The following is a 24943-nucleotide window of genomic DNA, read 5'->3' as shown; positions in this document are numbered from 1 at the left end:
CTCAGTTCTTCCTTCCCTGGCGGATCTGCGCGAAATAGCCGTCGGTGCCGACCTGGCCGCCCTTGAGCGCGATCTGCAGACCGTTGGTCGCAGGGTAGTCGCCATGGGCGAGGCAAAGGGGCGACCCCGGCGTCTGGGGAAGCGGCAGCAGCGTCGTCAGCGCGTCGATCTTCAATTGCCGCAGCGCGTGGCTCGACGTATCGCCGCCGGCGACGACCGCGCGCGAAAGCCCTTCCTGCTCGATCAGCCGCCTCAGGATTGAGCCGAGCGCGCTCCCGAGGCGATGACGCGCGCCCGGCAGCCGGTCGATATCGGCGCCGCGGTCGGCGGATGGCCCGAGTGCGGTATAGAGAATGACGCTCCTGCCTTCCCTGAGCTTGCCGATGCCGGCCTGCACCGCCGCTGCCACCGCGGCTTCGCCATTCTCCGAAACCAGTGCGAGCGGATCGAGCGCGATAGCCTCGAAACCGCTCTCGACGGCGGCGCGGATCTGCCGCTCGGTGGTCGGCGAAACGCTGCCCGAGACGACGGCGAGACGGTCGACCGGGCCGATATCGGGGAATTCGGCGCTGTTTTCGCCAATTACGCCGGCCCGCCGCCAGGCTTCAAGGAGGGCGTACTCGACTCCGGACGAGCCCGCGACGAAGCTTCCGGAGCGGGCGGAGAGGCGCAGCAGCTGCCGGCCCGCCGCGGCCTGCGTCGTCTCCGAGTCAACGTCTATGAGCAGGATCCCTTCCGGGCTCGCCACCAGCGCGTCGATGCGTTGATCGGCGTCCTCAGCGGTTATCGCAACGAGATCGGCGAGCAGCACCTGAAGGGCGGTCTGCTTCGACAGATGCAGCGCGAGATCCGCCTCGTCCATCGGGGTGACGGGATGGCGGCTCATGACGGGATGACGGTCGATGCGGAAGACGCGGCCCTGGTAGGCGGCGAAGAGATTGCCGAAAGCCGTATAGCGCTTTAGCTGCGGTGCACCGACGATGACGGGCACGATCGCTTGCCCGAAGGTCTTGCTTCCGATCTCGATCGCCTTGCCGATATTGCCGATGCCGGAACTGGAATCGAAAGTCGAGCAGACCTTGTAATGGCAGATGGCGGCGCCGAGCGAGCGCAGCCAGTCGAAGGCGGGCGCAAGATGCTGCTCCATCCAGGCCGGCGTCTCGCTGCGGCTCGTTCCGGCAATACCGATCGCGCGGCAGTGCTTGAAACGTGCGAGCTGCTCCGGCGTGGGAAGGCCGAGGAAGAGCACGGTCTCGACGCCGCGTGAAGCGAGCGCCTCCATGACATCGGTCGAGCCGGTAAAATCATCCCCGTAATAGCTGACGAGAAGTTGATCCATGACGGTCACGCGCCCTTGCCGTCGCCGAATTTTGCGATCGAGGCGGCGAGTTCCGGATGATCTTTCGCATAGGCCTCGAGCGGAATGTCGGCGACCGCCGCCTGCCAGGCCTGCTGTACGGCGCGCACGCCGGCGGCCGGGCCGCCCGGATGACTGACGATGCCGCCGCCGCAGAGATAGAGGAGATCGACAGTGCGGCCGGTACGCTGATAAGTTTCCGGCGCCTGTCCGCCCCACTGGCCGGAGCCGGCGACCGGAAGCGGCCGATCGGCGTCACCGAAGAGCGGCGCGCTGACGGCCTTGAAGGATGAGACGAAGCTGTCGTCAGGCTCCCAATATTTGACCCTGATGCCGTTGATCTGGAACTGGTCGACGCCGAGCAGCCGCCAGAACTGCTGATAGACCTTGAAATCCATCCCGGCGCCGGGATCGCGCGTCAGCACGTCCCAGCCGTTGCGATGGGCGTGCAGCACCAGGCTGGAGCGCTTGCGCAGGAAGCTCATGCCGCCGAAGCCGATCGAATTGATGTTGACGACGGCGCAGTTGCCGCCGGCGGCAGCGACGATGTCGTGGTTGCGCATCATCTCGTCCGGATCGGCATGCGAGATGCCGAAGGCATACATCACCTTCTTGCCGGTCTTCTGCTCGTGATCGAGAATGCGCGGCATGATCGCCGCGACGCGCTCCTTGAGCGGCGAATAGGCCGGGCTCATCAGCTTCTCGTCATCCTTGATGAAGTCGACTCCCGACTGGATCAGCTCGCCGACAAGCTCCGCCGTCTCGTGCGGCCGAAGCCCAAGCGCCGGCTTGACGATCGTGCCGATGATCGGCCGGCCTTCGACGCCGGTCAGCCGCCGGCTTCCGGGAATGCCGAATTGCGGGCCGGGATGGGCGCTCTTGAAGGCCTCCGGCAGCTTCATGTCGACGATGCGGATGCCGGTCATGCCCTTGATCGAATAGACGCCGCCGATCGCGATGGTCATCAGCGCCGAAAGATCGGTGCCGATCGCCTCCAGCGGAAAGGCGATGTCGACATCGGCACGGTGGAGCCGCGTGCCGGGAGCGGCCTCCGGCCAGGTCGGATGACGCGCCTCTTCGAGCGGGCGGATGGCCAGCACGCGGGCGGCGACGCGCGATTTCAGCTCTTCGGTTTCGCCGGGAACCGGCACGAAAGTGCCGGTCGACTGGTCGCTTGCGATCTTGTCCGCCATCGCCTCGACGCTGCCGGGCGTTTCGATGCGGTAGGTCAGGGTTATCATCATGAAACGGCCGGTTGCTCCTCTCGCCATGGAGATTGTCATGGCGTCAACTCATGATCTGGTATAATGAGTATTCCAACTGATGAAAAGCGGAATCTTCGGCTGTGCAAATTTTCGGCCGCGAGCTTTGTTCTCGGCGCCGAAAACTGTTAGGAGGAAACATTTTGAGCCAGCGAGATCTCATGACCCAGCCCATCGAACAAATCGTCCGCCGGAAACTCTCCGACGAAGTGTTTGATCGACTTGAGCGAATGATCACCTCGGGCGAGCTTCAGCCCGGCGACGAGATGCCCTCCGAGCGGGTGCTGATGGAACGCTTCGGCGTCGGCCGGCCGGCGATCCGCGAGGCCATGCAGTCGCTCGCCAACAAGGGCCTCGTCAGCATCTCGCACGGCGAACGGGCGAAGGTCCTGAGGCTGACGGCAAAGTCGATCTTCCGCCAGGTCGATCTCACCGCCAAGATCATGCTGTCGCAATCGGCCGACTCGCTGGAGCATCTGAAGAGCGCCCGCATCTTCTTCGAGCGCGGCATGGCCCGCGAGGCAGCGCACCGCGCCTCGGCAAACGACATCAGCGAACTCAGGGCCATTATCGAGCGCCAGCGCGCCTCGCTCGGCCGGGCTGAAGAATTCATCAATGCCGACATGGAATTCCACACCCGCATCGCCCAGATCTCCGGCAACCCGATCTATGTCGCCGTCAGCGAGGCGATGCTCGCCTGGCTGAAGGAATATCACACAGAAATGCTGATCTGGACCGGCAAGGAAAAGTTCACCTTGGCTGAACACGAGGAAATCGTGGATTGCTTGGGGGCCAATGACATCGACGGTTCGGAAACCGCGATCCTCAAGCACCTCGAACGCTCGCGCGCTCTCTACGTAAAGTGAGGATTTGTGGATGCGTGAGTGCAGACGTGTGGCGCGACTGCTTGTTTTTGGAAAAGGTAAGGTCTTCACTTTCGTTTGAGTTGCTAGGAGGTCTACTGGTCGACGTTCGGGGAAGAGATTGTTGCGAAGGGAGTGCAATCGCTCGCCTCTCCGGGTCACTGTTATGCCGTCAATTTTGGTTTATCAGGCACTTAGCTTATCTGAGTTAAGGCGCCGCCGGTTCACATCCCTTCAAGACGTTAGATTTTTCCAGCGTGTCGCCGTTATCTGAAAGCAGCATCGCGTGCGGCAGACTCGTTCCCCCAAGTTACATTGATCACCGCGAACCGATTGGGTGTTTGGCGGTCGGAAAGAAGTTGTTGAAAGTGATCTTCCGCGATTCCTCGATATGGGGGTCAGAACAAGAGCAGTCCGAAATCGTACGCTAAGGCCGAACGGAACAGGAACGATGTCGTAGTTCGGATCTGCAACATCCGATCTCTGTGGATTGCCATCGACATGCGCCAGTTTTGATTTCTCTGTCCGGCCCGACTCGACAACGCTTCACGCAGATTGGTCATGAATGGAGTCGGGCGATGGCAAAGCGCAAGCTTCTCAAAGATCAAGATCGCCGGAAGCTTGTCGATATCCCAGTCGACGAGGACAGCTTAATTCGCCACTATTCGTTGTCATTAGCGGATCGCCTGGAGATCGAACTGCGGAGACGTAATCACAATCGGCTCGGCTTTGCCATCCAGCTATGTCTGATGCGATACCCGGGTCGAGTGCTTGGAGCAGAAGAAACTCCGCCTCGCGCCATGCTGAAGTATGTTGCTGATCAGATCGGCGCCACCCCAGACGAATTTGCCCTCTATGCACGCCGCGAAGAAACCCGTCGGGATCACACGGCGCGACTAATGGTCTATCTGGATACGAGAAGCGCGACGGTGCAAGATCGCCGCGCCGCGCTATTGGCGGCAATTCAAGCGGCGACCATGTCCGACGACGGTGCTGCGATAGCCAGTTCGCTTGTCGCAACGTTTCGCGAACGCGGAGCTCTTTTGCCGGCGATCGACACGATCGAACGCATCGGCCTTGCCGGCCGTGCCATAGCCCGGCGCCGGGCAGAAAGAACTCTGATTGAAGACATCCCACTCGATAGGCTTCAATCACTGGATAGGCTCTTAGAGGTTGACCCGTCGATCGGCCAGACGCGCTTTCATTGGCTGCGTTCCGCGCCAGAAGCGCCGGCTGCGTCGAACCTCGTCGGGCTGACCGAGCGGATAGCTTTTCTGCGGCGGCTGGAGATCGATCCGGAACTGCAGGCGCGCGTATCATCTGGACGGTGGGACCAGATGATACGGGAGGGCAACGCAACGCCGGCCTGGCTTGCCAGCGACTTCAACGCCAGCCGTCGCCACGCTCTGATCGTGGCTCAAGTCATCAAGCTTTGCCAGAAGCTCACGGACGATGCGGTGACGATGTTCATCAAGCTGATGGGCAAGTTGTTCTCGCAAGCCAACAATCGAAAGAAGCAGCGACAGATGGACTGCAGAGCGAATACCGCCAAAGCGCTGCGCATGTTTCTAGATACGATCACCGCCCTGCAGTCCGCCAACGACTATGGTCGGAACGCATTGGATATTCTCGACCAAAGAGTCGGCTGGGACCGGCTGCTTCGGATGAAGCCTGAGCTTGAATTGATGGTCGACGACAACGAGGCACCGCCGTTGACCGTGGCAGCCGAGCAATATGCGACCGTCCACAAATACATTGGTGCGTTCCTTCAGGCCTTCACGTTCCGCTCGGCGCATCGCCACGACCCGCTTCTCGCAGCAATCGCGCTGCTGAAAAGGCTTTATGCCGAGAAGCGGCGGACACTCCCGGATCGCGTGCCGCTCACCCACCTTAGCCAAACTGATCGGCGGCATATCTTCGAACAGGGGAAACCCGATCGCCGTCTCTACGAGATCGCCACGCTAGCGGTTTTGCGAGACCGGCTTAGATCTGCGGACATTTGGGTCGACGGCAGCCGATCTTTCCGGCCGATTGACGAGCATCTGATGCCGAGGTCGACATTCATCACGATGAAGGAAGAAGATCGTCTCGGTTTGGGGGTCCAGGGCGACGGCGCGCAGTGGCTTGCCGAAGCGCATCAGATGCTCGACTTCAACCTGCAGCGTCTCGCGTACAGAGCACGATCCGGAAAGCTCGAAGGAGTTCGTCTTGAGGCCGGAACGTTGATCGTCACACCAACCGTCGGCGAAGTCCCCGTGGCAGCCGAGGAACTGAATGCCGAGATCAGCGACATGTATCCGTTGGTCGAGGTTCCCGACTTGTTAAGGGAAGTGCATGAATGGACCGGCTTTGCGGATCACTTCACGCATGTTCGCACCGGCGACGTCCCGAAAAATGTCTCTGCCATGCTCGCTGGTGTACTGGCCGATGCGACTAACCTCGGCCCCAAGCGAATGGCGGGCGCATCCAAGGGGATCAGCGCTCACCAGATTGGGTGGATGCGCACATTCCATGCTCGATCGGAGACCTACCGCGCGGCACAAGCGTGCATCACCGATGCCCACACCCGCCATCCGCATTCCCGCCTGTGGGGCAATGGCACAACGTCATCGTCCGATGGCCAATTCTTCCGTGCGAGCGACCGAGCCGCGAAGCGCGGCGACATCAATTTGCATTACGGCAGCGAGCCCGGTTCGAAATTCTATAGCCATCTGTCTGATCAGTACGGCTACTTCAGCATTTTGCCCATCAGTCCGACCGAGAGCGAGGCGGCCTATGTGCTCGATGGGCTCTTCGATCAAGACACGGTCCTCGACATCCATGAACACTTTACCGAGACAGGCGGGGCGAGTGATCATATCTTCGGGCTGTTTGCCTTGATCGGAAAGCGGTTCTCACCGCGACTGCGCAATCTCAAAGACCGGAAGTTCCACACGTTCGAGAAGAGCGATGCATATCCGACCCTGTCGAACCATATCGGGGCGCAGATCAACACCACTCTGATCCTCGATCATTGGGACGATCTGCTCCATCTCGCCGCGTCGATCACGACGCGGTCCGTGGTGCCGTCTACGATCCTCAAGAAACTGTCCGCATCTCCGAAGCAAAGCCATCTCGCGAGGGCGCTCCGCGAACTCGGGCGTATCGAAAGGTCGCTCTTCATGATCGAATGGTACTCAAGCCCGGCACTACGGCGGAGATGCCAAGCCGGTCTCAACAAGGGCGAGGCCGCCCATAAGCTGAAACGTGCTGTTTTCTTCCACGAGCGAGGCGAGATCCGTGATCGGTCGTTCGAAAGCCAGGCGTTCCGCGCCTCGGGTCTCAACCTCGTCGTCAGTGCGATCGTCCATTGGAATACTGTCTATCTCGACCGTGCAATCACACAGCTGAAGCGAGCGGGTCGAGATATTCCTGATACTCTATCGAAGCATATCTCGCCGCTCAGTTGGGAGCATATCAACCTTACCGGCATCTACACTTGGGATGCCGAACATCAGATGCCGAACGGATTTCGATCGCTCCGTCTGCCAGCCGGGCTGCGGTGGGTCGCATAAGTTCTCATTCCGTTCGCCCTTAGCGTACGATTTCGGACTGCTCTTGTTCTGCCCCCTCGATGAGGGTCTCTGGATCGCAAAAGCTCAGCGGCGGATTGTTGAAGGTCACCCGCCAGTATCCCGGCGCTGCCTCGTTGATCGTGAACTGGGTTAGTGGAGCACTCATCCGAAAGATTCCTTCGCTTTAGGGAACTGGGCACGGGACGTGTGCGCAGAGAATATGGTCGATAACAAAGAGGATGATTGTCATCATCTTAAATGCCAAGATGACAGGCATCATCCTCAATGTCAACGACGCAACCGAATTGTGCTCACCTTGCAACCGTAACAGGCGGTTGGGGAAGCGCAGCCGTTCCGACTTTAACCGGAGCACGCTGGTCTTCAGCGTGTCCAGCATCCGGCGGAGTTTGGTCGCATCATTCTCTTTGAAGCCCCGTCCCAACCGAGCCGACATAGACCGGCGCGTCGCCCAGGTGGGCCGGCCGCAACAGGCTGCCAATTGGATTTGAATAGCCACCATCTAAAGGGAGGAGGGCTGTATCCCACTCCTCCCTTCCGTTAATGTGTTAATGCTTATTTGCCGGTTACCTGAGGGTCTTGAGCAAATTCCAGGACGTTTTCCTTTGTGAGCAGTTTCGTTTCGAGTTCGATGCGCTTTTCCGGAACTCCGCCGGTTAGCTTAGTCATCATCGCATTCATGCCGACATAACCCATTTTGTAGGGGTCTTGGACCACGACGCCGAGTATCTTACCCTCCTTGACGAGATCATAGGCCTGCGAGCTGAGGTCGAAGGTCACGATCTTCACGTCGTTTCGCTGGGCCGCCTCAAGGGTAGCTGCAGCGCCCTGCGCGACAACTTCGTTCTCGAAAAAAACACCTGCGATATCCGGTGTTTCCACCAACGTGTCTTCCATGGCCCGCCGACCTTCCTCGAGGCTCAGCTTAATTACCTTGCGCGGCAGGACACTCAGCCCCCTTGCTTTCGCTTCTGTTTCAAAGCCGCGAACGCGGGCCTGGACGTTGTCGTTGGCGGGGCCAAAGTCAAAGACGATAACCTTGCTCCCGGGTTTCACGTTCTTGGCCATAAGCTCGGCAGCTATCTTTCCGCCTGCCACATTGTCGGTGATGATGAACGAATCCCACGAACCCGACTGCAGTCCGATGTCCGTCACGACCACGGGTATGTTGTTGGCGTTGAAAACGTTTTTGATAGGCTCAGCGAGGACGACGCTGTCACCGGGAAATATAAGAAGACCATTCACACCCTGTGTGTACAGGTCTTCAACATCGCCGACCTGCTTGGTCGTGTCCGTGTTACCGCCATTCGTGACGATAAGCTCGATATCGGCACCCTTTTCTTTCCACTCAGCGGCCGCTTTCCGAGCGCCTGCAACCTGGGTTTGGGAGAAAGGGATAGTGCCCCAGAACTGCGAATAGCCGATTGTGTACTTTTCCCCGGCAGCAGCGGTGGTCGCAAAGCAAGCACCGAGCGCTGCGGAAATCGCAAGAAGGGTTCCCCGTTTCTTCGAAATCATAATATGCGTCTCCTCCATTTGACATGATTCGGAGCGTCTGGACAGGCGCTCGCCTCCGATATCAGATTGAAGGTCTTAGCCCCCGCTACCACGTTAATCGGCTAACAGCGATTTAGGTAAGCTATTGCTTGACCAGTGTTGTGTCGCCCATGGCCCATGTCAGCGCGACGGGTGTAGTGGCAGCAATCACGATCTCGATCACGTTCGCTGAATCAGCCCGTTCTCCAGCAATGGAGCGCTTGTCGTCGCCAATGCGCCGTATTGCAGACGGCGGCAGCTCCTGCAGCGCGATATTGCCATCATCGGGCCGATCATTGCCTGGCCGGTGTTCTTTGTACCCGGGCTGGTCTGAAAGCGTACGTATTACCCGAAATCATGCCGAACGCTCTTAGGCATGCTTGTACCGATTGAGAACGACTGCGAAGTGTTGAGGAGGTCGGATTTCTACGCGCTGATTACGCCGTCTCAACCCTCGTTTGCGGTAAAGAAGGGCCTAGGCGCCTACTTGAACTTGGACTGAGTGCACTTCGTTTCTTGCGGCCGACGGCGGCTGTCCTTCGCCAAGCTCGTTGGTGCAGCGACATAGCAGGACATGCTGGCCGGATGCTGGGGTCCATGGCAACTCGAAAAGCTGCCAACTTCTATCCTCGCGCGGACCTACAGTGGCCCTCTGCCACGAGCCTCCGCCATCCACACTGACTTCCACGGTGGATATCTGATGATCTCCCCAAGCCCAACCCCATATTTTCGTTGGCGCGTCAGCCAACAGTAGATCAGAAGGGGATGGCGACACGATAACGGACTCCGGGGCGACGCTCCAAACTGGCTTCACCCCTGATGGCGTGGGATCGTTATAGAAGCGCGTTGTATAGGCGCCGCTCGCCCGCCGGTTCGCGGCCGTGATCGAACCAACCCACTTTACTGAGTTCGTGCCGTACCAACCCGGCACCACCAGTCGAACCGGACCTCCGCGCTCCGGAGTGAGCGGCCGGCCGTTGATCTCGAGTGCAAGAAGAACCTCTTTTGCGAATGCTTTCTCGATAGGCAGGTCTTTTTGATAGGCTTCTTCAATTTCGGCGTATTCGCCCCACTCAAGGCCGGAAGTCCATATATATGACGCGTCGGTGCTGATCTCTGCTTGCTCCAGAACATGCGACAGCGGCACACCTTTCCAAACCACATTTCCGATCCTGCGCTTGGCGACTATCGGGGCAAGAGGGCTTCCAGCGCATTCGTGAAATGACATGTACTCGCGCTGGGGCATGGCTTGAAGATCCGCGAGACGCAACCTCGTTGGGTTCCCCACGAGGCCATCGACATCGAGATGCCAATGGTCGGGGTCGATGTTCAGGAACCCCATATGCGTGACCAGAAAAAGATCATCCTCCGGGGTGATCCAGGAGTTGAGAGCATGAACCCCTTCAGCCGGACCTTGGAAAGAGAAGCCCTTCTTTATCATGTGCATACCCGTCCGCGTCATCGCCTTTACTCCTTTAGGGCCGGTGCATCGAAGCGGATTCCAAATTCCTCCGGGCCTTCTTTGAACCGGATCGGTTTGCGGCGTGTCCGGTTGACAGTGATGTCGAATATATCGAATCGGTTGTAACCAGCAACGACGTCATGAAATCGTTTCGGTTCAACACACTCGTCCAGATCGATATGGGCATAGCCGATGCCTTCATCGATCATTTCATCCCCCATTGGCGCTCCAGTCGGTCCAAGGAAAAAGCTGCTGGCCCGCGGACTGGCTTCTATGATCGCTGCGATTTTGGGGTCATCCAAAGCAATAGAGCTGCGTGCGCTTTCATCAAACCGACCGGCGACAACGATGCCGAAGCACTTGGCTTCGAAACAATGGGCTGCGGCCCGAATGCGGTTGGCCGCCCGGTTGTCGTAGTTGTCGCTCTCCGTCGGAACGCGAGTGGGCCAGATCGGCGGATAAGTGCTTATATGAACCTGCTCGGCCTGCGTCATCAGACTGTAGCGAGCCAGTGGATTTGTGTTTTCCCCGCAAATGAGACCGCCAATACGGCCAATTCTTGTATTTGCGACGACCAGACCTGCGCCGTCGCCGGAATCCCAAACCAGTTTCTCGAAGAACGTTGCGACCAGCTTTCGATGGTGGACCAGGATCTCACCCGCATCGGAAATCAGGACATTGCTATTCCACAGACCTGCGACACTTGCCGGGTTGCGCTCGGAGAAACCGATTGAAACGAAAACACCGTTGTCGGACGCAGCTTTCCGCACACGCTCGATTTCAGGTCCGTCCACGTATACGGAAGCATTCACGAAACGCTTGAAATGTTCGTGTGATTGGATGGGTGGGTAAAGTGCCGCCCAGACGGGAAACCCGGGAAGAAAGCTCTCCGAAAAGACCACGAGCGATGCGCCGTTTCGCGCAGCCTCTGCGATTACCGAACAAGCTTTCTCCGCGCTCGCCACCGGATCAAGATAAACCGGGGCGACATGAGCAGCGGCGGCTTTGAAATTCATGCTTCCCATCAACATACCTCTCCTCATGAAGTTTTGGCGATTAGCCATTTCGATAAGCTCGCCAATGACCGGGTCACGATTGCCGTTTTGCCGTTAGACCGATTTCAATGCGTGCACCCAGCGGCAAGCTGGCGCAGCCGATTGTGGTGCGGGCAGGGTACGGCGATGAAAATCGCGTCGCGTAAATCTCGTTCATCTGAGCGAAGTCGTCCATGTCGGTGAGATAGACGTTGACGGATACGACATCGTCCGGCCCGAGGCCTGCTGCCTCCAGGACCTGAAAGAGGTTTTCAAAACATTGGCGGGTCTGATCAGCGACATTTCCGTCGACAAGTTTGCCAGTGCTGGGGTCAAGCGGCGTTTGCCCGGAGCAGAACAGTAAGTCGCCGGCCCATGTCGAGTGCGAATACGGTCCTACGGCCGCAGCGTTGGAAGCATTCACGGTTCGTCTTGGCATGTTTCCTCCAAAGGCAGGTTCAAGCGGAGCGAACCTGCCTTTGGAGGAAACATGTCCCGAGGCTACTTCGCTTCATTGTAGCTGCAAGTTCAGCTTTACAGCCGTCCGAAGTTAGTGGAACAAATTTGCGCGCCAATCCGAATAGGATGCACTAGGCTGTGCAAAAATAGACGAGGGTATTATGGCGACTGCAATCGATCATCTTGATTGGGATGATCTCAAGCTCTTTCTCATTGTCGCCCGGTGTAAAAGCGTGACCGGCGCCGCCCGTGAAATGAAAGTCAGCCACTCCACTGTTTCGCGCCGGCTTGCTCGTCTGGAATATACCGTGGGCAGCGCGCTTGTTGAACGAACCCGGGATGGACTTCTGCTGACGTCGGCTGGGCTTGTCACCATGCGACGAGCGGAGGAAATCGAGAACGGAGTGAATGCTCTTCGAACTGACGTGAGCAATCGTGACGAGATACGCGGTACGGTCAGATTGGCCACCATGGAGGGCATCGCGACACTTTATCTATCCGAGCGCCTTGTCGAACTCACAAGTCGGTATCCTGATCTTGCCCTCGAACTTGTAACGTCACCACAAACGGTGCGGGTCGCTCGCCGGGAGGCGGATCTGTTCCTAAGCTTCTTCAAGCCCCATGGCACTGCTCTCGACAGTCAGCTGATAGGACGTTTCAACACAGGGCTATTCGCTTCGCAGGCTTATCTAGAGGCTAGTGGCGTTCCCTCTCACGCGGCAGATCTCCGCGAGCACCGCTTTGTCGGCTATATCGAAGAACTCGTTCAACTCGAAAGCGTTCTTTGGCTCGAGGAACTTGTAGCCGCTCCCAAGATTGCGTTCAGCTCAAATAGCATGATGTCGCAGATGTTCGCGGCGTCTGCGGGGGCAGGAATTGTAGCCCTCCCAGAATTCGCGCGTAGCCTAAACCTCGGTCTCGTTCCCGTGCTCCAAGAGCTGACAGGCGTCCGTGAAATTTGGCTTTCAGCACATCACGACCTAGCTTATCTTCCAAGAGTCCGCGCTGTGAAGCGGTTTCTGAAGGAACTGTTTCAGCGGGACGAACAGCGTCTTATGAGAAAGACGTCCTGGTCCTCGTAAAACTGCAGCGGATCAGGTCGGTTAAGCGGCAAGTATCAGGTGGCAACGGTCGCGCGTTGCCATGGAGCTCGGATGGCACCCGTTGTCAGCGGGCGCGACGCCCGCTAACTTCTGTTGAGCAATCGTGTATCAAGGCGCCGGCTCCTAAGCAGCGGCTGCGATCACTTCGACTGCAATTTTGGCACCGGCTACTGGAAGCGGAGATGCCTTAACGACCGACCGCGCGGGCGCGTTGGCGAATCTATCTCGCCAAATCTGGTCGAATTCAGCGAAGTCGAACAGGTCAGTCAAAAACACCTGTGCCTTTGCCACGTGTGCCAAGTCGCTACCCACGCTTGTCAAAGCTGCTTCAAGCCTGTCGAGCACCCAGGCTGTCTGCAATTTTATTGCTGAGGAGTAGTGTGGGTAAGCCGGGTGAACAGTGCATTCCTTAGGCAGTCTCCCGGTATCGAACCCTGGGAATATGCCCGCCGAGAACACAAGATCGCCAGCTCCGACAGCTTCAGGGCCGCGGAAAGTCGATAGCGGGGAGATGCGCAGATCATTGCCCTTGTAAGCGGTGAGATCTATTTCGATTATAGTATCGCCTACGAGCAATGAGCCGATACCGGTAACTGCGAGAGCAGCGGGTTTTGGGAAGGCTGAAGTCCACGCGTCCAGGAAGCCCTTCTCATGTGACGTATTTAGGAGCAACGCTTGGGTTTTAATTACCTTGTCGTGCGATGCCCCCGCCGCCGCCAACGATTTGAACATATTGTTCAACGTGTAAGCGGATTGCTTGGCCATATCGGCTGATGAGCCTTTACCGCCCGCTTCAGGTGGAACACCATCGACAGCATTATGGGCCAATTGGCCTGAAGTGAAAACAAAGTCGCCGGCCGACATCGCTTCGACTTTCTTCGTCAGCGGTCGCGGCGCATCTGATGTCGCAGGGTTCTTCCGTGCTTTTCCATCAGTTGCAAGCGCGGTCAGCGCGATCTCGAGCCGCGCCCCTGGGACCAGAAGACCTGCCGCGCCTACTGTCGTACGGGTTGGCGGGTTGGGAAAATGTCGCTTCCAAACGCGATCAAAACCGGGGAAATCCGCGCTGTCGAGAAGGAACACATGCGCCTTAACGACATTCTCCAATGAACTACCCGCACGCTGAAGCACGCGAGCCAGCGAGTGTAGAATGTATTCCGTCTGGCGTTCAGAGGGCGTGTCCAGGAACGGCAGACGCTCATTGATCGAGGCCTCGGGTGCAATGCCGTTTACCCAGTCCGTGGCAAGTGTTCCGGACGTAAAGATAAAATCCCCCGCTCTCACGGCTTCGGATTGCCAGATCGGGGCGCTCAGGCCAATATGAGCGAGCGAGCTGCTCTGAGACAAAGTCATATTAATTGTTCCTCACTTTGTTGATCACGTGTTCGACCCATGCAGCAAACCGCAGGAGCGTTTCGTCGTAGTGGCGCTTCCCGACCAGTTGGATTCCAAGAGGGAGCCGCCTAGCACCGAAGCCGGCTGGCAGGTTCACCGTCGGCATTCCGACGAGCGACCAGCTCAGGCAGAAAGTAGCGTCGCCGGTGGAATGCAGCCCCGGCGGCGCTTCCCCCGGCGCCGACAATGTCAGCAAGACATCGATGTCGGAGAAGAGCTCGGCGAGCTCTTCGTTCAGGTGAAATCCGCCTTGCTTCGCCCGTAGATAATCGCCTTCGGGAACAAGACGGGCAGCCTGAATCTCTCCATAGAGCTCGCTTCCAAGCGTGCTTTCGCAAAACGCCAGTGTCTCAGGCATTAGCGATCGCGCCATTTCGTAGCGCGAGATCGTGCGCTGCCAATCGAGGGAGTACGTGAAGGCAGTGGGCGCGTGTATATCGCGAAGCGTCGCGCCATTGCGTTCGCAGATCGAAGCAACTTCGATCAGTCGCGCAATAGCCTGGGATGATGCAGCGTCCCTGAAAGGCCCCAGAAATATTCCTACTCTGGGTGCCTGGCCACCAGCGTGAACATCGGTGGCTTTATTTACTCTGCGAAGTGCGTCAAACAGCAAAGATACGTCAGCGACGCTGTTTGCGAACCCGCCTACCGTGTCGAGAGACCATGCGTAAGACTTGGTTCCCACTGGAGAAAGCGAGCCGTACGTCGGTTTAAAACCAACGACACCGCAAAAAGAGGCCGGCCGGATAATCGAACCACCGGTTTGGGTACCGGTTGATAGTGGTACCTGACAATCTGCGACAACCGCTGCGGATCCAGCAGAAGAGCCTCCTGGCGTATGGTCTGGGTTATGCGGGTTTGTAGTCTCGCACGGCCGGCTTGCACCAAATTCGACGGTGGCTGTCTTGCCAATAATCACCGCACCGGCCGCGCGGAGTGCAGCAACACAGGCCGCATCGACTGCAGGTCTGTTGCCCCGGTAGGCGGGCGACCCGTAAGAGGTGACATAGTCCGCCGTGTCGCTTAAATCTTTGACGGCAATTGGGACGCCGTGAAGGAGACCTTTGTGATGCTCTCGATCTTTTCGCGCTGCCTGTGCCAAAGCCGCGTCTTTGTCTAAGGCATGCCATGCCCGCAAGACAGGCTCAGACATTTCTGCATGATCAAGGCTAGCTCGAACGATCTCCTCTGAGGTGAGCTCACCGCGGCCAACAGCGCGTGCCATTGCCGCCGCGGAAAGTTTGTGAGGATAAGGAAAACTGGTCATGCGCACATTTTAGGCCCCATAGACTATTTCAGAAAATGCAATGTTGGTGTCATTCAATGCAATTTTGGTATATGGGTGAGAGGCAGTTCCGCCCCAGGCCCCCATGTGGCGGAAGTAAGCTTCCGGCCTTGCTGAAGCAATCAGGCTGCGAGGGGCTAGCCCTCGCTCAAACGATCTGAACTGCGCAAGCCGGCTGCTTCGAAACCGTGGCTCGGCCGCGAGAGAACGGCTCGCATGCCCGCAAAGCTAAGGTAAGTCCGCGTCATGCATGCAGCGGGCTTCAGAGTTCAAGTAACGCCGAAACCGGCCAGCTACGGCCCGTTGCCCTGGGTGATTTTACTTACGTCAATCGTATAGAGCCGGCGTTCGCCGTCGTGGATCGAATCGATGCAGACTTGGGACCCATCTCGCTTCCACCGGGGGTGGAGGTCGCATCTGTTTTCCTTTCCGAGATCCGGTGATGTGTAGAAACCGCCGAGCGGGATCCGGACATCACCCCTCGTGTCGAACAGAAACAGATCTCGTATTGATGACTCGGGGTCGGGATATGTGTCGCTAATCATCCACCGCGAGTTCTGCGGTGAAAAACTCATGTGGCCATTCTCAGTCAGAATGTCTCTGCCTATTACCTCCACCACTCCCTCTGGACGATCCTGGTAGAGGTGGTAGTGGATCTCTTCCGCGTGAGGCCCCCAAACGATAATGTGTTGGTCGTCTTTCCAGAGCGGATGCGAAATCTGATATTCCGACTTCTCGTAAGCAAAAGTTCCCACTGACGCTGGATCGAAATCACTAGCCAGCTGCGGCAGAGGATGATCAGAGCATTCGAGAAGCCGTAGATCGGATCCATCCGGATTGGCCGTAATAAGACGGTGTAAGAAGCACGTCTCGTCGGACACCCGCTCGGTCCAGCGGTGCAGGAAAAGGATGCGGCTCGAGCTGGGGTTGACCTCGATATGACTGACCCAATGGATCGCTTTGTCCATCGAGTTTCGCGGATGGAAGTCTCGCAGAGCTTGGTAACTGACGACCAATTCATAAGACCCACTTTCGATCTCCATACGATAGATGCCGTCATCTGCCGGATGAAGTCGAAGATCTTCGGCGCCACAAACTTCAGGATAACCAATTGTCTGGTGAGTGATCCACAAACGCCGATAGTTGACGGACAAGGCCCACTGGCTATTGGGAGCCACGACATAGATCGGAAGGGGGAGGCGGTGTTCGTCCCCGCTTTCGATATCACGGATGATACTTCCGAACCCGGGATATCGATGGTCGGAGCGGTGGGCTCTCGCATTGTAGATGATCTTCCGGCCCGGTTGATGATCAAGCCACTGAAGTTGGGCGCCCATCTGCCAGTTCCATGCAGATGTTTCACCGAGAACGTTGAAGTCGTTACTCTCCGAGTCAAAATATCCAACTCGTGCCACGAGGTTTGGCTCAATTTTGTGGTCGGCCCAGGGGACTTGATGAGCAAGAATATACCGGCCGGTCCGGTCCCAGTTTGACTTGTTATAATAGCCGAAAAAGTAATGCATTCCATCGCTGCCGATGCGCTTCGGAGTCGGAAGCTCGCTCGTTTGAGACATATTTCACCTTATTTTCTGATTTTTGCTATGTAGATTGACCCGCCAGGACCTCGATCGAAAAGATGCAATTTCTTGCTTCCGCGAGCGGTTGGCCTCGACCGGCAATATCGATCGCTCTGCATTGAAGACGGTGCGTCCCACTCGAAGCGGGACTCCATGCGCAGGAAAATCTCTGCCATGAATGTTGTCGACGAGGCTCGACTTGCGCCGTCCTCCAGCACGCGCCCCCGTCCACGCTGACCTCCACAACCTCGATTGGATCAGCGCCCCATGCCCATCCGAAGATAAGCGTCTGAGCTCCGACAGCGATGACGGCTTCATGAGCGGGGGAAACGATAAGAGAGTGTGGCGCCACCCGCCAAACCGGGGTCACGACCTCCCGCCCGGCTAATGTCTTCCGGTCGTTATACATCACGGTTGTAAAATAGCCCGGTGAGCGCGCCGCCTGCAGATCCAGGCTTACGAGCCACTTGGTCGAGTTCGTGCCATAGTAGCCCGGCACGACAAGACGGACTGGTCCGCCGCGCGTATCGTCCAGTTCTTCGCCATTCAGCTGCAGAGCGAGGAGGATGTCGTCTCGCGAGAGTTCCTCGAGTGGCAGATCCTTCACAAAAGCCGGAATTTCGGTTCCATGATAGTTGCCTCCGTCAGCGCCTGCGGACCACATAAATGCAGCTTGCGGTTTGACGCCGGCGAGTGCGAGGACCTCGCGCAAGGGGACGCCGCGCCATGCGACGTTTGCCACACGTCGCACAGGGACGCTTGGATGAAATGGATGCCCAGCGCATTCGTGGAACGCGCAGACGTCGTACTGACGCATTCCCCGCAAGTCATCGAGTCCGAAAGTTATCCGCCGGTCGACCAAACCCTTGATCGTGACCTTCCAGTTGTGGCGGTCGATTGCAGGCACGCCCATGTGGTTCAACGAAAATACGCAATCGCGCGGAGTTTCGAAGTCAACCAACGCGCTGACTGGCGGCTGTTTCAAATTGGGCAGATCTACCCCGTCGAGCCAGTACCTGTTCATCGAGCCTCTCCGCAGCGTGACTGGTTGATCGCATCTCCGGCACAGTCAACTGAAGCACCGTCCGGAGAAAGTGGGCAAGCAGAAACTAATAACTTGAAGTCCATAATGGCCATAAGCGAATGCAAAATTGGTATAGAGCTTACAAAGTTGTCAAATCAGTCAACGAACCGACGTAAGCTGAAGAGCCATCCCTGCAACAGTCATCGTTAGAAAACGATCACCCGCCGCGGTGTTGGTCATGATAGTGTGCAAGCAAACCCGGATCGACATAACCGCCAACTCGCCACCAGGCTTTTGGATGCTGACCTTACTACAAGGGTGGCAAACAGCGCATTTTGAGCTCATGAAAACCGTGCGCTGCATCGAGCTCTGGTGGCGTGGCAATATCGAGGGACACCACGTCCGACCGCAGCTTCAGTGAAGTATACGGCGTAGGAAATCTTGAGCCCGTTCGCTAGCCGGCCGATCGAAAAACTTATCTTTCGATGTATCTTCCACGATGCGGCCCCCGTCCATGAACAGCACCCGATCGGCAACGTTTCTGGCAAATCCCATTTCGTGTGTCACGCACATCATTGTCATTCCTTCCTTCGCCAGTTCCACCATGACATCCAGAACCTCGTTGATCATTTCAGGATCGAGTGCTGAGGTCGGCTCGTCGAACAGGATTGCTGTCGGGTCCATCGAAAGCGCGCGCGCGATGGCCACACGCTGCTGCTGACCGCCAGAAAGCTGCGCAGGATATTTTTCTGAGTGTGTCCTGAGCCCGACGCGATCCAGCAAGGCCAAACCCTTTGCGGTTGCTTCTTCCTTACTCCGACCCAAGACCTTGCGTTGTGAAAGGGTCAGGTTTTCTATGATCGAAAGGTGCGGGAATAGTTCAAAATGTTGAAACACCATGCCCACACTCGCCCGCAGCGTCGAGAGATTGGTTTTCGGGTCTCGCAAGCTCTGACCATTTACAATGATCTCACCCGACTGGATTGGCTCCAGGCCGTTGACAGTGTAGATCAGCGTCGATTTTCCTGAACCCGATGGGCCGCAAACGACGACAACCTCACCTTTTGCTACCTGCGTTGTGCAATCTGCAAGCACCTGAAAACTTCCATACCACTTGGAAACTGAGTTGATCGAAATCATCGCTGGACCTTTGTCTGAAGAATTTTGACGCATGCGGATGCTAGAGAGCAGATCGCGAAATAGCATGCACCGGCGAAGAGGATCATTTCCATCGCAGCGCCATCACGCTCCCCGATGTTGGTCGCGGTACGGAAAAAATCTGCAAGGCTGATCACATAGACCAGGGACGTGTCTTGAAAGAGGATGATCGCCTGGGTCAGCAGAAGCGGCGTCATGGCGCGAAACGCCTGCGGCAAAACGATCAGCCACATTACCTGAAAATGCGTCATTCCGAGCGCCATTGACGCTTTCATCTGACCTTTCGGAATGGCATTGATGCCTGCGCGAATGATCTCGGAATAGTATGCCGCCTCGAAAAGCGTGAAAGCAACTATTGCGGAGACAAGGCGAATGTCAGCTCTCGGGGATAGGCCGAGAACCACCTGTAATAACTGCGGTACAATGAGATAGAACCACAGCAACACCATAACGAGCGGGATCGACCTAAAGACCGTGACGTATCCGGTGGCAAACCAGCGAAGCGCCGTGATGTTTGAAAGCCGTAGAAGTGCAAGTACCGTCCCGAGCGATATACCCGCAATGACGGCCGTGATTGTGATCTGAAGGGTGACGACCGTGCCTGCGGCTAGGGCCGGCAGGCTCTCATAGAGGATCTCCCAGCTGAGGTTGTGCATCAGCGAACCCCCATCGAACCGGGGATTCGAAGCTTTGGTTCGATGATGCGCGCGCTTGCTACCACGAAGAGGTTGATGACGGCGTAAGCTAATGTCACTGCGACAAAAGATTCGTATGTGTGCGCAGTATAATCGACAAGCTGCCGTGCTTGTGCAGTAAGGTCCAAAAGACCGATGGTCGAAGCGACAGCCGAATTCTTGAAGACGTTGAGAAACTCTGACGTCAGGGGTGGCAGAATAACCCTGAAAGACACCGGTAATAGCACGTACCGATACGCCTGCCACCGCGAAAACCCGAGTGCTAGGCATGCCGCTAACTGTCTGGGTGGGAGAGAGAGCAAACCGGATCTCACCTGCTCACAGAGGCGAGCGGCGGTAAAAAGACCGAGGCAGACAACCGAAGTGGCAAAGAATTGGGTCGTGGGTGGAAGCTGCTTGATCCACGTGCCGAGATGTTGCGGCAAGAGTTCCGGAATAACGAAGTACCAAAAGAAAAACTGGACGATCAGCGGAATATTTCGAAAGATCGAAACATAGGCTGCGCCAATATTGGACCAGCCATGGCCGGGGAGGGTCCGCAAGACGCCTAAGATCGTCCCGAGAACAAGCGCGATGATCCAAGCGGCGAGAGAAACCTGGATGGTGACGTAGAAACCTGACAGCAGCCAGCCAAGGTACGTTGCGGGTTCACCAGTGGAAACGGGATCCAGAAAGACCCCCCAATTCCATGAATAATTCATGATGTGACTCCTGACGGAAGGGCCAGCAATGCGGCCCCTCCGCCTATGCTCGGTTATTGGCCTGCTTTGTTCAGATCGTCGGAGGCTGTGTCATTCGGGCTCTTGTAGAGCGCTTTCAAGCCAGCGCTCATGGGAAAACCGAGGTTTAGGCCGCGCGGCGGAACGGGGGTTTCAAACCACTTCTTGTAGAGGTCGTCGATCTCTGGAGAAGTTTCGAGTTTCGCGATTACGTCGTCTGCGATTTTTTTGAACTGCGGATCGTCCCGTCGCATCAAGCACCCGTAGACCTCCATGGACTGCGGCTTACCGACGATCTGCCACTTGTCAGGCGTGCGAGACCGCGCCTTTTGACCGGCTAGCACCGCATCATCCGACATATAGGCGATCGCCCGGCCGGTCTCCAATGTCTGGAACGACTCTCCCTGGTCTTTGGCGCTGATCACGCTCATTCCCATCTGGCGATCCTGGTTCAAAGCTCGCAGCAGTCGTTCAGACGTTGTTCCCGCCATGGTTACGACGGTCTTTCCCCTAAGATCCTCGAAGTCGGTGACGCCTGAGTCGGTGGCCGTCAGCAGTCGCGTCTGGATCAGGAAAATTGAATTCGAGAATGCAACTTGTTTAGCGCGCTCGAGATTATGCGTTGTCGAGCTGCACTCGATGTCGACCGTCCCGTTCTGGATGAGCGGGATGCGGTTCTGGGAGGTAATCGGCATGTTACGAATAACGAGAGAATCAAAGCCAAGTTTGGCTTTTATCGCTTCGACGATACGCAACTGAATTTCACGAGAGTAGCCGACCACCTCCTGGTTCTGATCGTAATAGGAGAAGGGAACAGAGGTCTCCATATGCCCGAGAGAAATCGTTCCACTTTGCCTGATCTTCGCCAGTGTCGGTGAGTCTTCAGCGAAAGCAGCGACCGTTGTAACGGTGAACGCTGAAAGTAGGCCTGCTAAAAAGATGTGTTCTTTCATGAAATCCTCCTGTGGTTGTATTTACGCCGCTCGAGATTTTCCCTCTGAGCAAGTTCACCCTTGTCGTAGTTTTTGTGCCGCGCTTTTCCGCTTGGATGGCCGAGCCGCTGCAAGCGCTGCGCCGGCCAAACCAGCGTCAAATCACTTCTGCAAATGCGCGAATGGGAAACGCTGCCGCTTCACTAGCCGGCAGCGGGATCGCATAAAACCTGAACTGCAGACCAAGCAACGCGTCTAGACCGCGCAAATTCTCCACCACGAGCGATCCTTCGCGAAGAAGCCATGTATGTGCAGGTCGTTCCATGTCGCTGGTGGAGTCAACATTGGAACAGTCGACCCCGAGCATACTGATCCTATGATCAAGCAAGTGTTGGACAACCTCACGTGACAGATACGGATGATCGTAGTAGCGTTCCGTGCCCCAGAACTTATCCCAGCCGAAGTTCACAAGCACGGCTTGACCGGCTAGATCGGAAGGGATCTTGACCTTTTCGAAGCCAAGGCACTCGCCGGGCTGAGCGTGCCGGGCATCGATGACGACCCCGCTGCGTATCAGCCGCGTCAGTTCGATCGAAGCAATATCCTCGCCGTCGTGAAATCGGTGTCGCGGTGCATCTAGCTTTGTCCCAACCGAGGTTTGAAACGAGACCATGGTGATCTCAAATTCCGACTTATGGTCATAGGACGGTGAGGTATCGACATGAGTGAGATAGGGTTCAATACGAACACCAAACTCGCCGACACTTAACCGCGGAACCGGCATCCCGTCGTGGAATCGGTGTGTAAGGTCATGAAACATACTATCCTCCGCTGCCCGCAAAGCTCAGCTGGTGATCGCAAGCATCCAGATGTTGCCTCGATATTCTGACAGCACCAGTGCCCCTGCTAGAAACATTAGAAAGCCGACACGATATCTGCAAATGCCCTTTTTATGGCGGGCAATGTGGATTTGGTATACGTCAGGGTTTCCAGGCAGGGCCCCTGCCCATGTTTGCTTGAACCAGTCACACGAGTGCCCAAGCTGGTAAGTCTGGGCTGCAGTCCCAAATGCCCTGTGCGCTTGCGGGTTTGAGCCGCTATGTGAGCTTTCGGAAAACTTCTCGGGCGCTTTCGGCAAAAACCACAGCGAGTTTGGATTGGGCCATATTGGGTGGGAACGCCATCTCGGTCTGGACGGGTATACGCGGATGGAAGTCGGCCACGTGAATCAGGCTTGAGAAGACCCGGGCAGCATATGGACTGATCACGCCCAGTCCAAGATTGGCGGCCGCAAGTGTACAGATCGTAGCGGAATAGTTTGTTTCGATTACTGAAGACGGAATTACGCCTTTTTTCGTCAGAAGGTGGTCGAGCCGCCTTTGTAATGTGTCATCCTGGTGGTGTGTTAGGAGCGGATAGTATGACAGGTCCTCAATTTGGATCTTTTTTTTCGTCGTGAGAGGATGGAGCTTGCTCATCACGCATACAGCCTGTGACTGATGGACGAGTTCAGGATCAAGACCTGTTGAGTTCAAGCTGCTCGTTGAGAGCGCAAGATCGTACATTCCGCTCAAGAGACCATCTTGCATGAGATGTGTTTCGATCGTGTGCAAGCTCACGCGCACTTTTGGAAATTCCTGTCTGAACTCCTGTGTAATCGCAGGAATGACAGACATTCCCAACACTGGGGTGCATGCAATCCGAAGCAATCCAGTACCACCTTGGCGAAGAGCCGATACGGTCTGTTCGATTTTCTCAAGACCAAGGAAGTGCCGCTGCACTGAATCAAACAGTTCCTTTGCTTCCGGAGTAGGCACTAATCGACCACGCTGGATCTCAAACAGCTTTACGCCTGTTGCGGATTGCAATTGCGCCAGCGTCCTACTGACAGCGGGTTGAGTGGTGTTCAGGAGTTGTGCCGCCCCGGTGGTGGTCCCGCTTTGCATGACCGCGCGGAAAGCCTCGATATGGCGACTGTTTAAAGGGCGAACCATAATATTGACCTGTCAAAGAGTTGATCACACTATATCAAAACATTATTCTCAGTTACATTATAGGCAGCATTTGCAATATGGCGTTCGGCCGTGCGGCGCCTTTTATATCACCGGAGGCAGGGTTCGATAGCAGATGCCGCGCGACATCTTGTGGCCTTGTCCGGCATCGCCCACACTTTCTAGCGGATTTCCCTGGCGACGTTCAATTCTGCACATGGGTTTGCAAAAATTGCGGGTTCCGCGACAATGCCGATTGCGTCAACAAGACTGACGGTTCGACCAAGGAAGGAACCCCTCGTGTCACAACTCAGCCGCAGCGCTCCGAAAATACTGGATCTTCTTCGCTTGCGTGCTGATACCCCTGGCACAAAAAACAGAAACCATCTCAACAATGCCGGCGCCGCGCTGATGCCGACCCCGGTTATTGAAGCGGTAACCGGATATCTAAGCCGGGAGGGCGAAATCGGCGGATATGAGGCGGCGGCTGAGGCCAACTCCATACTGGAGGGAACATACGATAGTTTGGCCACTCTCCTAAACTGCGCCCACGACGAGATTGCGATAGCTGAAAACGCGACGATCGCCTGGCAGCGGGCCTTTTATTCCCTTTCTTTTGGACCTGGAGACAGGATCCTGACCGCAAGTGCTGAATTTGCGGCCAACTACATAGCCTTTCTGCAGGTTGCCAAGCGCACCGGTGTATCGATCGAGGTCATTCCGAATGACGCCTCTGGCGTCCTTGATCCGGACGCGCTGGTGAAAATGATTGATGATCGCGTTCGGTTGATTGCCGTCACCTGGATCCCGACCAACGGCGGGCTTATCAATCCAGCAGCAGCGATCGGTCGAATTGCACGCGACAATGGCATTCTCTATCTGCTCGACGCATGCCAGGCTGCCGGTCAAATCCCGATCGATGTTAACGCTCTCGGCTGCGACATCCTTACTGCGACTGGCAGGAAGTTTCTCCGTGCGCCGCGGGGAACGGGTTTCATGTACATGCGCAAATCCGTCCTGGAGACGATCGAGCCAGCAATGATCGACCTTTATGGCGCGCCTTGGACTGCGCCCTGCCGATACGAATTGCGACCTGATGCTAGACGCTTTGAAACGTGGGAGAAGAACTATTCTGTTCGTCTCGGCCTGCGGGCGGCAGTCGATTACGCCCTCGGCATTGGGCTCGAGAACATCGAAGAGCGTTGCAAACACCTTTCGACAAAGCTTCGCCAAGGCCTGAGGGGGATGCGTGCGGTGTCCGTACATGATCTCGGAGCACCACTTGCGTCCATCATCTCATTCACGGTTAAGGGCTGGGACTCTTCAGCCGTCTTGGCCTACCTGACCAACAAGGGAATCAACGTCTCGGTTTCGCCTCCCTCCAGCACGCCCGTTGACGCCTACACACGACAACTTCCGCCTGTCGTGCGAGCGTCGCCGCATTACTATAATTCGGAGGAAGAGATTGACGCCTTCCTCCAGGCGATCGCCAGTCTCGCCTCGTAGCTCATCTGCCGCA

21 protein-coding genes and 1 pseudogene are annotated in these 24943 nt (G+C 56.8%); 5 read left to right on the top strand and 17 right to left on the bottom strand.

Annotation, left to right across the window (positions count from 1 at the left end; translation table 11 throughout):
- Position 1 precedes the first annotated feature (1 nt).
- Positions 2–1339 carry a four-carbon acid sugar kinase family protein gene (locus HJC04_RS02630; RefSeq protein ID WP_221123243.1) on the bottom strand — a complete coding sequence of 446 codons (1338 nt, stop codon included), beginning with the start codon at positions 1337–1339 and terminating at the stop codon, positions 2–4.
- 5 nt (positions 1340–1344) lie between these two features.
- On the bottom strand, positions 1345–2640 hold the full coding sequence (gene oiaX / locus HJC04_RS02625; RefSeq protein WP_259668778.1) for a 3-oxo-isoapionate-4-phosphate decarboxylase OiaX: 1296 nt from the start codon (positions 2638–2640) through the stop codon (positions 1345–1347).
- 140 nt (positions 2641–2780) lie between these two features.
- Between oiaX and HJC04_RS02620 the strand changes: the two genes are divergently transcribed.
- Positions 2781–3485 (top strand): transcriptional regulator NanR, encoded by a 705-nt coding sequence (locus tag HJC04_RS02620; protein WP_221123242.1) that lies wholly within the window; start codon positions 2781–2783, stop codon positions 3483–3485.
- Positions 3486–4060: 575 nt separating this feature from the next.
- Positions 4061–7036, top strand: a complete 2976-nt coding sequence (locus tag HJC04_RS02615; protein ID WP_221123241.1) for a Tn3 family transposase — start codon at positions 4061–4063, stop codon at positions 7034–7036.
- Between the two features lie 19 nt (positions 7037–7055).
- Here the strand turns inward: HJC04_RS02615 and HJC04_RS02610 are convergent, their stop codons facing one another.
- Positions 7056–7202, bottom strand: a complete 147-nt coding sequence (locus tag HJC04_RS02610) for a hypothetical protein (protein WP_221123240.1) — start codon at positions 7200–7202, stop codon at positions 7056–7058.
- Positions 7203–7609: 407 nt separating this feature from the next.
- The gene (locus HJC04_RS02605; RefSeq protein WP_259666712.1) at positions 7610–8572 is read right to left on the bottom strand and encodes a substrate-binding domain-containing protein; all 963 of its coding nucleotides are present in this window, start codon (positions 8570–8572) and stop codon (positions 7610–7612) included.
- A gap of 119 nt (positions 8573–8691) precedes the next feature.
- On the opposite strand from HJC04_RS02605, the pseudogene HJC04_RS31575 reads away from it, so the two are divergent.
- Positions 8692–8924, top strand: a pseudogene (locus HJC04_RS31575) (hypothetical protein); the annotation flags it as partial.
- 141 nt (positions 8925–9065) lie between these two features.
- On the opposite strand, the gene HJC04_RS02600 reads toward HJC04_RS31575, so the two are convergent.
- The 3 genes from HJC04_RS02600 to HJC04_RS02590 form a co-directional block, all read right to left on the bottom strand.
- The gene (locus HJC04_RS02600; protein ID WP_221123238.1) at positions 9066–10052 is read right to left on the bottom strand and encodes a molybdopterin-dependent oxidoreductase; all 987 of its coding nucleotides are present in this window, start codon (positions 10050–10052) and stop codon (positions 9066–9068) included.
- A 5-nt stretch (positions 10053–10057) separates the two neighbouring features.
- The gene (locus HJC04_RS02595) at positions 10058–11077 is read right to left on the bottom strand and encodes a carbon-nitrogen hydrolase family protein (protein ID WP_221123237.1); all 1020 of its coding nucleotides are present in this window, start codon (positions 11075–11077) and stop codon (positions 10058–10060) included.
- A 64-nt stretch (positions 11078–11141) separates the two neighbouring features.
- On the bottom strand, positions 11142–11525 hold the full coding sequence (locus tag HJC04_RS02590) for a RidA family protein (protein ID WP_221123236.1): 384 nt from the start codon (positions 11523–11525) through the stop codon (positions 11142–11144).
- Between the two features lie 181 nt (positions 11526–11706).
- Between HJC04_RS02590 and HJC04_RS02585 the strand changes: the two genes are divergently transcribed.
- Positions 11707–12627, top strand: coding sequence for a LysR family transcriptional regulator (locus HJC04_RS02585; protein ID WP_017958469.1), 921 nt, complete (start codon positions 11707–11709; stop codon positions 12625–12627).
- 144 nt (positions 12628–12771) lie between these two features.
- Here the strand turns inward: HJC04_RS02585 and HJC04_RS02580 are convergent, their stop codons facing one another.
- From HJC04_RS02580 to HJC04_RS02535, 10 genes are all read right to left on the bottom strand, one after another.
- Positions 12772–14001, bottom strand: a complete 1230-nt coding sequence (locus HJC04_RS02580; RefSeq protein WP_221123235.1) for a RidA family protein — start codon at positions 13999–14001, stop codon at positions 12772–12774.
- Between the two features lies 1 nt (position 14002).
- The gene (locus HJC04_RS02575) at positions 14003–15310 is read right to left on the bottom strand and encodes an amidase (protein WP_221123234.1); all 1308 of its coding nucleotides are present in this window, start codon (positions 15308–15310) and stop codon (positions 14003–14005) included.
- A gap of 311 nt (positions 15311–15621) precedes the next feature.
- Entirely contained in the window at positions 15622–16902 is a 1281-nt protein-coding gene (locus HJC04_RS02570) for a hypothetical protein (protein WP_221123233.1), read from the bottom strand.
- 25 nt (positions 16903–16927) lie between these two features.
- On the bottom strand, positions 16928–17929 hold the full coding sequence (locus HJC04_RS02565; RefSeq protein WP_221123232.1) for a molybdopterin-dependent oxidoreductase: 1002 nt from the start codon (positions 17927–17929) through the stop codon (positions 16928–16930).
- Positions 17930–18343: 414 nt separating this feature from the next.
- Complete coding sequence (locus HJC04_RS02560) at positions 18344–19069, bottom strand: amino acid ABC transporter ATP-binding protein (protein ID WP_221123231.1); 726 nt, start codon at positions 19067–19069, stop codon at positions 18344–18346.
- A complete protein-coding gene (gltK, locus tag HJC04_RS02555; RefSeq protein WP_221123230.1) occupies positions 19066–19743 on the bottom strand; it encodes a glutamate/aspartate ABC transporter permease GltK in 678 nt (225 codons plus the stop codon). Before gltK ends, HJC04_RS02560 begins: the two co-directional genes overlap by 4 nt.
- The gene (locus HJC04_RS02550) at positions 19743–20483 is read right to left on the bottom strand and encodes an amino acid ABC transporter permease (protein ID WP_221123229.1); all 741 of its coding nucleotides are present in this window, start codon (positions 20481–20483) and stop codon (positions 19743–19745) included. Before HJC04_RS02550 ends, gltK begins: the two co-directional genes overlap by 1 nt.
- Before the next feature lie 53 nt (positions 20484–20536).
- Positions 20537–21454 carry a glutamate/aspartate ABC transporter substrate-binding protein gene (locus tag HJC04_RS02545; RefSeq protein WP_221123228.1) on the bottom strand — a complete coding sequence of 306 codons (918 nt, stop codon included), beginning with the start codon at positions 21452–21454 and terminating at the stop codon, positions 20537–20539.
- A gap of 136 nt (positions 21455–21590) precedes the next feature.
- Positions 21591–22253: a cyclase family protein gene (locus tag HJC04_RS02540; RefSeq protein WP_221123227.1), complete on the bottom strand. Its 663-nt coding sequence runs from the start codon at positions 22251–22253 to the stop codon at positions 21591–21593.
- Positions 22254–22530: 277 nt separating this feature from the next.
- Positions 22531–23427: a LysR substrate-binding domain-containing protein gene (locus HJC04_RS02535; protein ID WP_221123226.1), complete on the bottom strand. Its 897-nt coding sequence runs from the start codon at positions 23425–23427 to the stop codon at positions 22531–22533.
- A gap of 297 nt (positions 23428–23724) precedes the next feature.
- On the opposite strand from HJC04_RS02535, the gene HJC04_RS02530 reads away from it, so the two are divergent.
- Positions 23725–24930: an aminotransferase class V-fold PLP-dependent enzyme gene (locus tag HJC04_RS02530; RefSeq protein WP_221127486.1), complete on the top strand. Its 1206-nt coding sequence runs from the start codon at positions 23725–23727 to the stop codon at positions 24928–24930.
- Positions 24931–24943: the final 13 nt, after the last annotated feature.

This window comes from Rhizobium sp. NLR8a (assembly GCF_019685235.1).
In the GTDB taxonomy this organism is placed as follows: Bacteria; Pseudomonadota; Alphaproteobacteria; order Rhizobiales; family Rhizobiaceae; genus Rhizobium.
This window is presented reverse-complemented; position numbering and strand designations above follow the sequence as displayed.